This is a genomic window from Leifsonia sp. KNZ12-8B, from assembly GCF_056755495.1.
This window is the reverse complement of sequence record NZ_JBPGXM010000027.1, coordinates 1-12,945: the sequence shown is the minus strand read 5'-3', so window position 1 is coordinate 12,945 and position 12,945 is coordinate 1. Positions and strand designations below refer to the sequence as shown.

Here is a 12,945-nt window from a genome sequence, read left to right as displayed (position 1 = left end):
CTGAAGCGACCGGGGCTCCGCGCCGGGCGCTCCGCCGCGCGTCCCGCCACCTACCCCGCGTCGCGGACAAGGGGCAGGGTGACCGTGACCTTGAGGCCGGAGGGGTCCGCGTTCGCGAGGACCACCTCTCCGCCCGCCGCGTCCGCGAGGGCGGCGACGATCGCGAGGCCCAGTCCGCCTCCCGTGCCCGAGCGCGAGGTGCGGGCGTCGTCGGCGCGGGTGAAGCGGTCCAGGGCGACCGGGATGAACTCCGCGGGCATCCCGGGGCCGGTGTCGCGGACGGACAGCACCACGTTCTCGCCCGACACCGACAGGGATGCGGTGACCGCGGCCTCCTGCAGCGAAGCCGAGCGGATCGCGGTGATCGCGTTGCCGAGCAGATTATCCAGGATGCGGCCCACGTCCGTGGGGGAGAGCGCGACCCGAGCGTCCGCGTCCGGACGCTGCCGCGGGTCGTAGTCGTAGTCGATGGAGATCCGGCCCTCGTCGTCGTCGCTGCTCACCAGCAGCCGGGCGCGGTCGACCGCATCGGTGAGCTCGTCCGCGAAGGTGCGCCAGTCGATCCGGCCGCTCGACGGTCCGGCCTCGATGCGCGAGAGCTCCAGGAGGTTGTTCGCCAGCTGGCCCAGCCGCAACGCCGTGGCATGCGACGACCGGATGTCGGTGAGCAGCGAGTCTGCGTCTCCGGCATCCAGCTCCGCCAGCTCCAGCTGCCCGCGCAGCACCGCCAGGGGCGTCCGCAGCTCGTGGCTGGCGTCCGATACCATCTGCCGCTCGCGGTCGGCGGACGCGCGCAGGCGGCGGATCAGGTCGTTCAGCGTGGTCGCGAGCTCGGACAGCTCATCCTGGGCCGGCCCGACGGTCAGGAGGCCGGTCGACTCCTCGCGCCGCGTGCGCTCCTCGCCGGCGATGCGTTCCGCCTGCTCGCGCATCCTGCTGACCGGGCGCAGCGCCGCACGCGCCAGCAGCCATGATGCGGCGCCGAAGCCGAGGATCAGCACGGCGGCGCCGATGAGCAGGGCCGCGGTGAGTCGGTCGAGGATCAGCGCGGTCGTCTCGTCGTTGCGGGCGGCGACGATGTGGATCGGCCCGGCCGTCGTCTCGATCGTGTGGGTGAGGACGAGGTACTGGTCGTCGCCGAGCTGGAACGAGGTCGGGGTGTTGTCCAGCCGGATCAGCGTGTCGATCCGCCGCTCCATCGCCGCCGGCAGCGTGGAGGCGAGGAGGCGGCCCTCCGCCGAGACGACGGCGAGCTCCTGCCCGCCGCCGGGCAGGTCGAACGGGCCGTCCGGGTCGGCCCGCACCGACTCCTCCGGGGTGCTGATGTCGTTGGTCAGGAGAGTGACGGTGGCGTTGTGCAGGATGCCCGCGACGCCTACCCGGATGACGACCACGGCCACCAGGCCGAACAGGGTCGCCACCACGAGGCTGCCGATCGTGATGCGGGCCGTGATCGACAGCCGGCGGAGCCGGTTCACGACCGCGACGCGCCCCGGCCCTCCGCGGGCGCAGGCTCGGCCGGCCCGGATGCGGCCGACCCGGATCCGGCCGACCCGGCTCCGGCCGGACCAGACACGGTCGACCCGGACGCGGCGGTACCGGCTCCGGCGCTCCCCGGCCCGCCGGACGCCGCCTCGGCCTCCTGCACCGGAGCCGCGTTCTTCGCGTCGAGCCGGTACCCCCGGCCGCGCTCGGTGATGATCGAGAGCCCGGCGTCGGCGGAGTCGAGCTTCTTGCGCAGATACGACACGTACTGGTCGATGACGTTGGTGCCGATGTTCTCGGTGGTGCCCCAGACCGACTCGAGGATGTCCGCGCGCGACAGCGTCTTGTCCGGGTTGGTCGCGAAGAGGCGCAGCAGCGCGAACTCCCGGCGGCTGAGCGGCATCTCGTGCCCGGCGACCAGCGCCTGGTGCTCGTGCGAGTCGATGGTGAGCCTCCCGACGGTCACCTGCGGCCGCATGCCGCTCGGCTCCCGTCGCAGCAGCGCACGCAGCCGCGCGGCCAGCTCGGCGAACGCGAACGGCTTCGTGAGGTAGTCGTCGGCGCCGGAGTCGAGGCCGTGCACGCGGTCCTCGATGGCGTCGCGCGCGGTGAGGAGCAGGATGGGCATCGGGTTCTGCTGCTCCCGGATGTGCCGGCACAGCTCGAAGCCGCTCATCCCCGGCAGCATCACGTCGATCGCCGCCGCCGCGAAAGCGTCCGAGCGCAGCGCGATCATCGCATCCACGCCGTTCGTCACCAGGGTGACCTCGTAGCCCTCGGCGGCCAGGCCGCGCTGGACCAGGCCTCCCATGTCCGGATCGTCTTCGACAACGAGCAGCTTCATGGGCCAATCGTGCCACTGTCAGCCGTGCCGGCGCTCGGATCCGTCGTACCGGGGTGCTCGGAGCGCTGAACGTTCTCGCAGGGTCCGCCCGGTCGCGCCGTCGCGGCCGCGGTTCAGCCCTCCTCGATCACCGACCGCAGCGACTCCAGGGTCATGCGCCAGTTGCCGCTCATCCGCTCGGCCTCCTCGGCGTCGACGCAGCCGTCCTGCGTGATCGTCACCAGGGTCCCGTCGCCCTCGGCCGAGAGCAGGTACGAGACCGTCTGGTAGTTCTCAGGGAGGTCGGGCTTGCCGCTGAGCGGGCTGTAGTAGGTGGAGACGAGCCGGTCGCCCGGGACCACCTCCAGCAGCGTGCCGCGGTCCTCGTAGGGCGCGCCCTCCCATTCGCCGCGGTAGACGATGGGGCTGCCCTCCTGCCAGTCGGTCTCCACTCGGGTGCCGAACAGGTATCGGGAGATCGTCTCCGGGTCGGTCAGCGCCCGCCACACGGCGGAGCGATCGGCGTCGATGCGGATGCTGGCGCGTGCTGTCTCGGTCATGGAATCAGCCTCCCTCCTCCCGGCGCGCGGATCTTGAACGATCGCGACAGCGGACAGCGGACAGCGGGCAGCGGGCAGCGGGCAGCGGACAGATGACAGCGAGTTAGGTACCGCGCTCAGCCGTTTCCGCGGTTGATGAGCCGCGACAGCACGATCGCGCTGCGGGTGTGGTCGACGTTGGGTGCCAGGCGCACCTTCTCGAGCGCGGCCTCCAGGCTCGGGATGTCGCGCGAGCGGATGTGGACGATCGCGTCGGCGCTGCCGGTCACCGTGCCCGCGTCGACCACCTCGGGGACGGCCGAGAGGATGCGCAGCAGCTCCTCCGGCGACACCGTTCCGCGGCAGAACAGCTCGACGTACGCCTCCGTGCTCATCCCGTCGATCGCCGGGTCGACCTGGATGGTGAACCCGCGGATGACGCCGTCGGCCACCAGGCGGTCCACGCGCCGCTTCACGGCCGAGGCGGAGAGCCCGACCACCGAGCCGATGTCGCCATACCCTGCGCGCGCGTTCTGGCGGAGCAGGTCGAGGATGCTGCGATCGAGGTTGTCCACGGCGCAAGCATACGGTGGATCGTTGCGCGTTGGCTCGCGTATTGCTTGAATTTTGCGCTTGAACGCAATGGATCGCTATGGATTCGCTGTGCGTGGGGGTCCACACTGGCCGCATGTCGATCGCGAGCGAAGACGTGCGGCCGGAGCCGGAGGCAGTGCCGGAGACGGCCCCCGCGCGCTCGACGCGGCACCGGACCGTACTGATGTGCCGGCCGGAGCACTTCGCGGTCGTCTACCGCATCAATCCGTGGATGGACCCGGCGCGGCCGACCGACACCGCCCTCGCGCTGCGGCAGTGGGAGGGGCTCCGCGCCGTGTACCTCGGCCTCGGCTACGACGTGGAGCTCATCGACCCGCTGCCCGGCCTCCCGGACATGGTCTACGCGGCGAACGGCGGCTTCGTGCTGGACGGCGTCGCGTACGGCGCCCGCTTCGTGCACCCGCAGCGCCAGGCGGAGGGTCCGGCGTACCTCGACTGGTTCCGCGCCAACGGCTTCGAGACCGTCGAGCCCGGCGAGATCAACGAGGGGGAGGGGGACTTCCTCGTCGTGGGCGACGTGATCCTCGCCGGCACCGGCTTCCGCAGCTCGGACGCCAGCCACCGCGAGCTGGAGGCCGTCGTCGGGCGGCCCGTGCTCAGCCTCCGCCTGACGCACCCGAACTTCTACCACCTCGACACCGCCCTGACCGTGCTCGACGAGACGCCGGGGCGCGAGCACATCGCGTACCTGCCCTCCGCCTTCGACGAGCCGAGCCTGGCGCTGTTGCGCGAGCGGTTCCCCGACGCCATCCAGGTCGCCGAGGAGGACGCCGCGGTGCTCGGGCTCAACGCCTTCTCCAACGGGCGCGACGTCGTCATCGCCGCGCGCGCCACCGGGTTCGCGGCGCAGCTGCGCGACCACGGCTACACCCCCATCGGCGTCGACCTCTCCGAGCTGCTGCGCGGCGGGGGCGGCGTCAAGTGCTGCACCCTCGAGCTCCGCCGCTGACGCAGGAGCCGTGCCGAAGGAGGCGCGATGAGCGCGACGACGCAGAGCCAGGCCGAGGCCATCGCCCGCGAGGAGGCCCACCTCGCGCACAACTACCATCCCCTCCCCGTCGTCATCGCCTCGGGCGACGGCGCCTGGGTGACCGACGTGGAGGGCCGCCGCTACCTGGACTGCCTGGCGGCGTACTCGGCGGTGAACTTCGGGCACTCCAATCCGGTGCTGCTGGAGGCCGCCCGCGCGCAGCTCGACCGCATCACCCTCACCAGCCGCGCCTTCCACAACGACCAGCTGGGCCCCTTCGCCGAGGAGCTCGCCGCCCTGGCGGGCAAGGAGATGGTCCTGCCGATGAACACCGGAGCGGAGGCGGTCGAGTCGGCCGTCAAGGTCGCCCGCGCCTGGGGGTACCGGGTGAAGGGCGTCGGCGCCGGGCGCGCGAACATCGTCGTCATGGCCGGCAACTTCCACGGCCGCACGACCACGATCGTCGGCTTCTCCGACGACCCGCAGGCGCGCGACGACTTCGGGCCGTACACCCCCGGCTTCCGGATCGTGCCGTACGGCGACGCGGAGGCGCTCGCCGCGGCGATCGACGACGACACCGTCGCCGTGCTTGTCGAGCCGGTGCAGGGCGAGGCGGGGATCATCCTCCCGCCGCCCGGCTATCTCGCCGCGGTGCGCGAGCTGTGCGACCGGCGTCGGGTGCTGTTCGTCGCGGACGAGATCCAGTCGGGGCTGGGCCGGACCGGATCGACGTTCGCGTGCGATCTCGCGGGCGTCGTCCCCGACCTCTATCTGCTCGGCAAGGCGCTGGGCGGCGGCATCGTCCCGGTCTCGGCGGTGGTCGGCGACGCGGAGGTGCTCGGCGTGCTGCGGCCGGGCGAGCACGGCTCGACGTTCGGCGGCAACCCGCTCGGCGCGGCCATCGGACGCGCCGTCGTGGCGATGCTGGCGACCGGCGAACCGCAGGCGCGAGCGGCGATGCTGGGCGCGATCCTCCGTGAGCGGCTCGAACGGCTCGTGGGCGAGGGCGTGGTGGCGGTGCGCTGCGTCGGCCTGTGGGCGGGCATCGACGTGGACCCCGCGCTCGGCACGGGCCGCCGGATCTGCGAGCGACTGATGGAGCGGGGTGTGCTCGCGAAGGACACGCACGGCTCCACCATCCGGCTCGCTCCTCCACTCGTCATCGAGGAGGCGGAGCTGGGCTGGGCGGTCGACCAGCTGGAGGCGGTGCTCATGGCCTGATCCGAATCGGTCGTTCCCCTGGCGTGGCGCCGGTGGCACCATGGGCGCCATGAGCGACTCGGAGCAGGCCACACGGCCGCATGACACCCGTGGCGACCACGGCTTCTTCGGTCAGCCGCGCCCGCTCGCGACCATCTTCGGCGTGGAGATGTGGGAGCGGTTCTCGTTCTACGGGATGCAGGGCATCCTCCTCATCTATCTCTACTACTCCGTCGCGCGAGGCGGCCTCGGCATCCCCGAGACCACGGCCGCGGGCATCGTCGGCGCGTACGGCGGCGCGGTGTACTTCTCGACGATCCTGGGCGCGTGGCTCGCCGACCGGGTCTTCGGCTCGGAGCGCATCCTGTTCTGGAGCGCGGTGGTCATCATGGCCGGCCACCTCTCGCTCGCGCTGCTGCCAGGCTTCGCCGGGGTGATCGTCGGCCTGATCTGCATCGCGATCGGCAGCGGCGGCCTGAAGGCCAACGCGACCCGCATCGTCGGCACGCTGTACGACGAGCACGATCCGCGCCGTGACGCGGGGTTCTCGCTGTTCTACCTCGGCATCAACCTCGGCGCCTTCCTCGGCCCGCTGCTCACCGGGCTGCTGCAGACGACCCTCGGCTTCCACTGGGGCTTCGGGCTCGCGGCGGTCGGCATGGCGATCGGGCTCCTCCAGTACTCGTTCGGCCGCAAGCGCCTGCCGGACCGGGCGCGCGAAGTGCCGCACCCGCTGCCTCGCAGCCGCTACCCGCTGATGATCGTGCTGGCCGTCGTCGCGGTCGCCGTGATCGTCGCGCTCGTGCTCACCGGGCTGATCAACGCCGACAACATCGCCCTCTGGGTGATCGTGCTGGTGATCGGGGCGGCGATCGCGTACTTCGCGGTGATCCTGTCGTCGCGGCTGCTCAGCTCGGTCGAGCGCAGCAGGGTCCTGGCCTTCATCCCGCTGTTCATCGTGAACGCGGTGTTCTGGTCGCTCTACCAGCAGCAGTTCACGGTCGTGACGATCTACTCGGACAAGAGGCTCGACCGCGACATCTTCGGCTGGGAGTTCCCGGTCTCGTGGGTGCAGTCCATCAACCCGATCTTCATCATCGTGCTGTCGGGCGTCTTCGCGGCGATCTGGACCAAGTGGGGCGAGAAGCAGCCGTCGACGCCGCTCAAGTTCGCAGCCGGCACGGTCTTCATGGGGCTCGCGTTCTGGCTGTTCCTGATCTGGGCGGGGGGCGGCGCGAACAGCACGCCCGTGCTCGCGATCGTCGGCATCCTGCTGGTCTTCACGGTCGCGGAGCTGCTGATCTCGCCGATCGGGCTCTCGGCCTCCACGAAGCTCGCGCCGCACGCGTTCCAGGCGCAGATGGTGGCGCTCTACTTCCTGTCGGTCGCGCTCGGAACGGCGATGGCCGGGCAGCTCGCGAAGCTGTACTCGCCCGAGAACGAGGGCATCTACTTCAGCATCATCGGGCTGGTCGCGGTGCTCGTCGGCGTCGCGCTGGCGCTGGTCAGCCGGTGGGTGCTGCGGCTGATGCGCGGGGTGCGGTAGCGGGTGCTGCGGCGGATGCGCGGGGTGCGGTAGCGGGTGCTGCGGGATGCCGGCGGTGCCACGGCGGGGCCGGGTGGTGTCCGGCATACTGGGCGGATGGCCTCCGTCCTCGCCGTCTGCCGTGTCGATCAGCTGCTGCACGACGCCAGCCACATCGGCGTCACCGCGATCGACAAGCGTCCCGTTTCACGGCGTCTGAAGGTGCGGCCGTACGGCCTCCACGGCGACGTGCAGGCGGACCGCAAGCACCACGGCGGCCCGACCAAGGCGCTGTACGTCTACGCCGAGGAGGACGCCGCGTTCTGGGCGGACCGGCTCGACCGCGACATCCCGCCCGGGCTCTTCGGCGAGAACCTCCGGCTCAGCGGGCTCGACGTCAATGCGGCCGAGATCGGCGAGCGGTGGCGGATCGGCGGCGAACTGGTCGTCGAGGTGACGTGCCCGCGCACGCCCTGCGCGACCTTCCAGCGGCGGATGGGCGAGGAGCAGTGGGTGCGCCGGTTCACCGAGGCCGCGCGTCCCGGGCCGTACCTGTCGGTCGTGAAGTCGGGCACCGTCGGCGTGGGCGACGAGGTGGAGGTCGTGTCCCGTCCCGGGCACGGCGTCACGATCGCGTCGTGGTTCGCCGCGGCGGACAGCGCCCAGGCCGACGCGCTGGAGGAGGCGGAGCGCGACGGCCGCGTCCGGCTCGTCCCCGAGATGCACGAGTCGATCCGGACGGTGCGTAAGCGGGCCTCCGCGCCCGCCGTCTAGCCGGCCCGCGAGCACAGGAAAAATGTCGCCGATCGGCATGATCGACGACATTTTTCCTGTGCTCGGCGGCTACGGGCTACGGGCTACGCGGCGTTCAGGCGGGTCAGTTCTTCGGGGGTGAGCTCCACGTCGACCGCGGTCAGCGAGTCCCGGATGGTCTCGGGGCGGGACGAGCCGGGGATCGGGATGACGTTGGGCGCCTGGGCGAGGTGCCAGGCCAGGGCGATCACCTGCGGGCTCACCCCGCGGTCCGAGGCGATGTCGGCGAACGGCTCGAACCGGTCGCCGAGCTCGGCCGCGTTGGTGATGCCGCCCAGCGGACTCCACGGGAGGAACGCGATGCCGAGCTCCTCGGTCATCCGCAGCTCCGGCTCGCTCGATCGGAACGCCGGCGAGTACTGGTTCTGCACCGACACGAGCCGGCCGCCCAGCACCTCCTGCGCCTCTCTGATCTGCAACTGGTTCGCGTTCGAGATGCCCGCCATCCGGATGATGCCCTCGTCGAGCAGGTCGCGCAGCGCGCCGACAGACTCGGCGTACGGCACGTCCGGGTCGGGCCGGTGGAACTGGTACAGCCCGATCGCGTCGCCGCCGAGCCGGCGCAGCGACGCCTTGGCCGCCTCCTTGAGGTAGTCCGGCCGGCCGTGCACGGTCCAGCTGCCGTCGCCCGGTCGCAGGTGGCCGCCCTTGGTGGCCACGAGCACGGTGGAGGCGTCACCGCTCCACGTGCGCAGCGCTTCGGCGATGAGCTCCTCGTTGTGGCCGGTCTCGTCGGCGTGCAGATGGTAGGCGTCCGCCGTGTCGATGAGGGTCACGCCGGCATCGAGGGCGGCGTGGATGGTCTTCAGGGAGCGCTCCCGGTCGGGGCGGCCCTCGATCGACATGGGCATGCCGCCCAGGCCGATGGCGCTGACCTCGACGTCTCCGATCCTGCGGGTCTTCATCCGTTCTCCTTCGCTCACCATGCGTAGTCCTCGGGCGCCGTGCGGTGCCCGGGGAAGATCTCGTCCAGTCGTGCCAGTGCCGCGTCGTCGAGCGTCACGTCGAGCGCGCGGAGGCCGCCCTCCAGCTGCCCCATCGTGCGCGGCCCGATGATCGGGCCGGTGACGCCCGGCCGGGTCAGCAGCCAGGCCAGCGCGATGTCGCCCGGCTCGTGGCCGAGCTCCTCGGCGAACGCCTCGTACGCCTCGATCGCGTCGCGGTGCTTCTCGAGCGTCTCGGCCGCGCGGCCCTCCAGCCGGCGCTTGCCCTCGTTCTGCTTCCTCACCACGCCGCCGAGCAACCCGCCCTGCAGCGGCGACCAGGCGATCACCCCGACGCCGTTGGCCTGGGCGGCGGGCAGCACCTCCAACTCGACCTGCCGGGTGAGGAGGTTGTAGATCGACTGCTCGCTGACCAGCCCGACGAAGTTGCGCTTGCGCGCCTCCGCCTGCGCGGTCGCGATGTGCCAGCCGGCGAAGTTGCTGGAACCGGCGTAGAGGATCTTGCCCTGCGCGACGGCGACCTCCATCGCCTGCCAGATCTCCTCCCAGGGCGTGTCACGGTCGATGTGGTGGAACTGGTAGATGTCGATGTAGTCGGTCTTGAGCCGCTGGAGGCTGGCGTCGAGCGCCCGGCGGATGTTCAGCGCCGACAGCCTGCCCTCGTTGGGCCAGTCGCCCATGTCGCCGTAGAGCTTGGTGGCGAGCACGGTCCGCTCGCGGCGGCCGCCTCCGCTCGCGAACCAGTCGCCGATGATCGACTCGGTCGCGCCCTTGCCGAGGTGCTGGCCATAGGCGTTGGCGGTGTCGAAGTAGTTGATGCCCGCCTCGTGGGCGGCGTCCATGATCGCGTGCGAATCCTCCGCGCTCGTCTGCGGACCGAAGTTCATGGTGCCGAGGACGAGACGGGAGACCTTCAGGCCGGAACGGCCGAGATGCGTGTACTCCATGGCGTCAGCATCCCCCGCTCCGGGGGAAAGGCCAACGGGTGCGAGGGCAGAATCCTGCAAGCATGCAGTTCCGTGTCAAATATTAAAGCTAAGGTTTGTACTTCATGCCCAACAGAGGGACGGGTGCTCATGCGTCTGGGTTGGCTCGTGGCTCTCGGAGTGGTCGCCGCATTCGTCCTCGTCGTCGTCGGCTTCGGCCTGGCGGACCTCGGTCGGATCTCGGTGTGCGACGGGGCCATCGTCGACACCGCGCTCTGCAACGGAGCCCGCCTGCGCCAGTCGATCTTCGCCGCTGCGCTCGCGATGGCGGGGATCATCGCGGCGGCGATCCTGATCGCGGCGTTCGTCGTCGCGCATCGGCCGGGCCGGGCGCAGACGACCTCCGTCATCGGCGATCCGCCGGCCGATGCGCGACTGACGCACGCCGAGGGCGTGGAACCGGTCGACGACTACCGCGAGACCGGGGCGGCGGAGTAGGCGCCGGCGGCGATGTCCTCCAGCAGGGTCGGGCCCGACGGGGTCCAGCCGAGGCGCTCCCGCGTGAGCGCGCTGGAGGCCGGGATGTCGGCGCTGAAGAACGTGCCGAGCCAGCCGAAGTGGTCGTTCGCCTCCTCGGCGGGGATGGAGGCCGTCGGCACGCCGAGCGCGTCGCCCAGGGCTGCCGCGATCTCGCGGGCGGAAATGCCCTCCTCGGCCACCGCATGGACGACCGGAAGGGCGGGCGCGCCCGCCAGCGCCTCGTCCAGGGCGAGGGCGATGAGCCGGCCCGCGTCGGACCGGTGCACCGCGGGCCAGCGGTTGCTCCCGTCGCCGACGTATCCGGCGACGCCCGTGCGGCGCGCGACGTCGGCGAGGACGGCGGTGAACCCGTGGTCGCCCGCTCCGTGCACGGTGGGCGCGAACCGGAGCGCGACGGGGCGCACGCCGCGGTCGGCGGACGAAAGGGCGAGCTGCTCCGCGCCGCCGCGGGGCGACTCGGGGCCGCTGAACGGCGACGCGTCCTCCTCGGTCGCGAGCCGCCCGGGAGCGAGCAGGGCGAGGCCGGAGGCGAACAGGAACGGCTTGCCGGTCCCCTCCAGCGCTCCGAGCATCGTCTCGACGGCCGCGCGCTCGGCGAGGCCGGAAGACGCGTAGGCGTCGAAGTCGTGCTTGAAGGCGAGGTGGATGACGCCGTCGGCCTCCTCGGCCCCCGAGCGGAGGCTGCCGAGGTCGTCGAGGCTGCCCCGGTGGACCCCGGCTCCGGCGGCGAGAAGGGCGTCGGCCGAGGCGTCGGATCGGGCGAGGCCGATCACGTCGTGGCCGGCGGCGAGGAGCTCCGGGACGGCGGCCGAGCCGATCCAGCCGGAGGCTCCGGTGACGAAGATGCGCATGAGCGGTCCTTTCGAGCGAGTGATGTCAGGGAGTGACATCACTCGCAGCGTAGCACTGATGTCATTCACTGTCATCACTCGTGCAGCGCCGCACTAGACTGTGCGCATGGGACGCTGGGAGCCGGACGCGCGCGGGCGTCTCGCGCTCGCCGCGCTGGAGCTGTATGCCGAGCGCGGCTACGACAGCACCTCCGTCGCCGACATCGCCGCGCGGGCGGGCGTGACGGAGCGCACCTTCTTCCGCCACTTCGCGGACAAGCGCGAGGTGCTCTTCGATCGCACCAACGCGATGGGCACGGCGGCGGTGGCGGCGATCCTGGATTCCGCGCCCGGGCTCTCGCCTCTCCAGCGGGTCGAGGCGGGCATGGCGGCCGCCGGCGGGTTCTTGGAGGAGCGCCGGCCGTGGGCGCGGGAGCGTGCGCGGGTCATCGCGGCGACGCCCAGCCTCCAGGAGCGCGAACTGCTCAAGCTGTCCGCCCTGGCCGACGACTGCGCCGGCGCGCTGCGCGAGAAGGGCGTGCCGGAGCCCACGGCGACCCTCGCGGCGGAGGCCGGGGTCGCGGCGTTCAAGCTGGCGTTCGCCGGGTGGATCGCCGACGACGAGCCGCGCACGCTCGCCGAGCGCATCCGGGCGCATATCCGCGACCTGCGGGAGCTCGCGGCGGGCTGACGTGGGGCGCCGATTCGGGCGAGCTGTCGCCGGCGGGCCGACGCGGGCGCTACCGCCCCAGCGCGGCCTCCAGCTCCGGGTCGGTCGGCTCGACCAGGTGGCTGCCGTCGGGCAGCACGATGACGGGGATGTTCGTGCGGCCGCTGATCGCGCGGGCGCGCTCGGCCTCCTCCGGGCGCTGCACGAGGTCGATGTACTCGTAGTCGGCGCCGAGCCGGTCGAGGAGGGCCTTGGAGCGGATGCAGTCGCGGCACCAGTCCGCGCCGTACATGGTGATGGAGGAGGACGAGGTCATCCCTCCACCCTAGGAGCGCTCGGCTGGGAGTCCTGTGGGCGCGGTGCCGTCGACGATCAGCGTGGCCCGCTCCTGCGTCGCCTCGATGAGGGTCGCGTTCACGCCGTCCACGTCGCGCGCCCAGGCCAGCGCGGCGTCGGGTGTCCGGCCGTGGCGGGTGTGCCGGTCGACCAGGCGCCGCAGCCGCTCCTCCTCGGGCGTGGCGACGAACCAGCTCTCGGTGAGGAGGCCGGGGATGCGGTCCCAGGGCGACTGCGGCGCCAGCAGGTAGTTGCCCTCGACGACGACGAGGCGCGCCTCCGGCCCGACCGGGATGGAGCCGGCGACGGGCTCGTCGACGGTCCGCTCGAAAGCGGGCGCGTACACAGGGTTCTCGCGCTCGTCGAGGATGCGCCGCAGCAGCGCCACGAAGCCCCAGCCGTCGAACGTGTCGATGGCGCCCTTGCGGTCGTGACGGCCGAGGGCGTCCAGGGTCGCGTTGGCGAGGTGGAAGCCGTCCATCGGCAGGTAGACGGCTGCCGGCTCGCCGAGACGCTCGTTGACGGCGTCGGCGACCGCGCGGGCGAGGGTGGTCTTGCCCGAGCCGGGGCTGCCCGCGATCCCGAGCAGCACCCGTCCGCCGGGGCCGGGGACGAGGTCGAGCGCGCGCCGGGCCAGAGCAGCGAAGGAGGGTGAGGCGGGGGATGCGGAGGAGGGGGGGGGGGGGGGGGGGGCGGCCCCGGGTGTGGGGGCCCCCCCCCCCCCCCCCC

Annotated in this window: 15 protein-coding genes; 6 read left to right on the top strand and 9 right to left on the bottom strand. The window is 72.0% G+C overall.

Features of this window, described 5'->3' with window-relative positions; genetic code table 11:
* Positions 1 to 50: 50 nt before the first annotated feature.
* The 4 genes from ACR9ZG_RS06435 to ACR9ZG_RS06420 form a co-directional block, all read right to left on the bottom strand.
* A complete protein-coding gene (locus tag ACR9ZG_RS06435) occupies positions 51 to 1,478 on the bottom strand; it encodes a sensor histidine kinase (protein WP_481283996.1) in 1,428 nt (475 codons plus the stop codon).
* Positions 1,475 to 2,329 carry a response regulator transcription factor gene (locus ACR9ZG_RS06430; protein WP_481283995.1) on the bottom strand — a complete coding sequence of 285 codons (855 nt, stop codon included), beginning with the start codon at positions 2,327 to 2,329 and terminating at the stop codon, positions 1,475 to 1,477. Before ACR9ZG_RS06430 ends, ACR9ZG_RS06435 begins: the two co-directional genes overlap by 4 nt.
* A gap of 113 nt (positions 2,330 to 2,442) precedes the next feature.
* A complete protein-coding gene (locus ACR9ZG_RS06425; protein WP_481283994.1) occupies positions 2,443 to 2,868 on the bottom strand; it encodes an SRPBCC family protein in 426 nt (141 codons plus the stop codon).
* 116 nt (positions 2,869 to 2,984) lie between these two features.
* Positions 2,985 to 3,422, bottom strand: a complete 438-nt coding sequence (locus ACR9ZG_RS06420) for an Lrp/AsnC family transcriptional regulator (protein WP_314148117.1) — start codon at positions 3,420 to 3,422, stop codon at positions 2,985 to 2,987.
* Between the two features lie 113 nt (positions 3,423 to 3,535).
* On the opposite strand from ACR9ZG_RS06420, the gene ddaH reads away from it, so the two are divergent.
* The 4 genes from ddaH to ACR9ZG_RS06400 all read left to right on the top strand — a co-directional run bounded on the left by ddaH (position 3,536) and on the right by ACR9ZG_RS06400 (position 7,931).
* The gene (gene ddaH / locus ACR9ZG_RS06415; RefSeq protein WP_481283993.1) at positions 3,536 to 4,411 is read left to right on the top strand and encodes a dimethylargininase; all 876 of its coding nucleotides are present in this window, start codon (positions 3,536 to 3,538) and stop codon (positions 4,409 to 4,411) included.
* Between the two features lie 27 nt (positions 4,412 to 4,438).
* Positions 4,439 to 5,653: an ornithine--oxo-acid transaminase gene (gene rocD, locus ACR9ZG_RS06410; RefSeq protein WP_481283992.1), complete on the top strand. Its 1,215-nt coding sequence runs from the start codon at positions 4,439 to 4,441 to the stop codon at positions 5,651 to 5,653.
* 40 nt (positions 5,654 to 5,693) lie between these two features.
* Entirely contained in the window at positions 5,694 to 7,178 is a 1,485-nt protein-coding gene (locus tag ACR9ZG_RS06405; protein WP_481283991.1) for a peptide MFS transporter, read from the top strand.
* Between the two features lie 96 nt (positions 7,179 to 7,274).
* Positions 7,275 to 7,931 (top strand): MOSC domain-containing protein, encoded by a 657-nt coding sequence (locus tag ACR9ZG_RS06400; protein ID WP_481283990.1) that lies wholly within the window; start codon positions 7,275 to 7,277, stop codon positions 7,929 to 7,931.
* 83 nt (positions 7,932 to 8,014) lie between these two features.
* Here the strand turns inward: ACR9ZG_RS06400 and ACR9ZG_RS06395 are convergent, their stop codons facing one another.
* Positions 8,015 to 8,875 (bottom strand): aldo/keto reductase, encoded by an 861-nt coding sequence (locus tag ACR9ZG_RS06395; protein WP_481283989.1) that lies wholly within the window; start codon positions 8,873 to 8,875, stop codon positions 8,015 to 8,017.
* A 14-nt stretch (positions 8,876 to 8,889) separates the two neighbouring features.
* Entirely contained in the window at positions 8,890 to 9,861 is a 972-nt protein-coding gene (locus ACR9ZG_RS06390; RefSeq protein WP_481283988.1) for an aldo/keto reductase, read from the bottom strand.
* 147 nt (positions 9,862 to 10,008) lie between these two features.
* Between ACR9ZG_RS06390 and ACR9ZG_RS06385 the strand changes: the two genes are divergently transcribed.
* On the top strand, positions 10,009 to 10,338 hold the full coding sequence (locus ACR9ZG_RS06385; protein WP_481283987.1) for a hypothetical protein: 330 nt from the start codon (positions 10,009 to 10,011) through the stop codon (positions 10,336 to 10,338).
* Here the strand turns inward: ACR9ZG_RS06385 and ACR9ZG_RS06380 are convergent.
* Entirely contained in the window at positions 10,311 to 11,231 is a 921-nt protein-coding gene (locus ACR9ZG_RS06380) for an SDR family oxidoreductase (protein WP_481283986.1), read from the bottom strand. The genes ACR9ZG_RS06385 and ACR9ZG_RS06380 overlap by 28 nt on opposite strands.
* 106 nt (positions 11,232 to 11,337) lie before the next feature.
* Here ACR9ZG_RS06380 and ACR9ZG_RS06375 point away from each other — a divergent pair, with 106 nt between their 5' ends.
* Complete coding sequence (locus tag ACR9ZG_RS06375; RefSeq protein ID WP_481283985.1) at positions 11,338 to 11,901, top strand: TetR/AcrR family transcriptional regulator; 564 nt, start codon at positions 11,338 to 11,340, stop codon at positions 11,899 to 11,901.
* 49 nt (positions 11,902 to 11,950) lie between these two features.
* Here ACR9ZG_RS06375 and ACR9ZG_RS06370 read toward each other — a convergent pair whose 3' ends face one another.
* Positions 11,951 to 12,196, bottom strand: a complete 246-nt coding sequence (locus ACR9ZG_RS06370) for a glutaredoxin family protein (protein WP_481283984.1) — start codon at positions 12,194 to 12,196, stop codon at positions 11,951 to 11,953.
* Positions 12,197 to 12,205: 9 nt separating this feature from the next.
* On the bottom strand, positions 12,206 to 12,853 hold the full coding sequence (locus tag ACR9ZG_RS06365; protein WP_481284013.1) for a nucleoside/nucleotide kinase family protein: 648 nt from the start codon (positions 12,851 to 12,853) through the stop codon (positions 12,206 to 12,208).
* Positions 12,854 to 12,945 lie beyond the last annotated feature (92 nt).

Bases quoted from the DNA above. Each gene is read 5' to 3' on its own strand.
- ACR9ZG_RS06430 (WP_481283995.1), bottom strand. From the start codon at position 2,329: ATGAAGCTGCTCGTTGTCGAAGACGATCCGGACATGGGAGGCCTGGTC.
- ACR9ZG_RS06425 (WP_481283994.1), bottom strand. From the start codon at position 2,868: ATGACCGAGACAGCACGCGCCAGCATCCGCATCGACGCCGATCGCTCC.
- ddaH (WP_481283993.1), top strand. From the start codon at position 3,536: ATGTCGATCGCGAGCGAAGACGTGCGGCCGGAGCCGGAGGCAGTGCCG.
- rocD (WP_481283992.1), top strand. From the start codon at position 4,439: ATGAGCGCGACGACGCAGAGCCAGGCCGAGGCCATCGCCCGCGAGGAG.
- ACR9ZG_RS06405 (WP_481283991.1), top strand. From the start codon at position 5,694: ATGGGCGCCATGAGCGACTCGGAGCAGGCCACACGGCCGCATGACACC.
- ACR9ZG_RS06400 (WP_481283990.1), top strand. From the start codon at position 7,275: ATGGCCTCCGTCCTCGCCGTCTGCCGTGTCGATCAGCTGCTGCACGAC.
- ACR9ZG_RS06395 (WP_481283989.1), bottom strand. From the start codon at position 8,875: ATGAAGACCCGCAGGATCGGAGACGTCGAGGTCAGCGCCATCGGCCTG.
- ACR9ZG_RS06390 (WP_481283988.1), bottom strand. From the start codon at position 9,861: ATGGAGTACACGCATCTCGGCCGTTCCGGCCTGAAGGTCTCCCGTCTC.
- ACR9ZG_RS06380 (WP_481283986.1), bottom strand. From the start codon at position 11,231: ATGCGCATCTTCGTCACCGGAGCCTCCGGCTGGATCGGCTCGGCCGCC.
- ACR9ZG_RS06375 (WP_481283985.1), top strand. From the start codon at position 11,338: ATGGGACGCTGGGAGCCGGACGCGCGCGGGCGTCTCGCGCTCGCCGCG.
- ACR9ZG_RS06370 (WP_481283984.1), bottom strand. From the start codon at position 12,196: ATGACCTCGTCCTCCTCCATCACCATGTACGGCGCGGACTGGTGCCGC.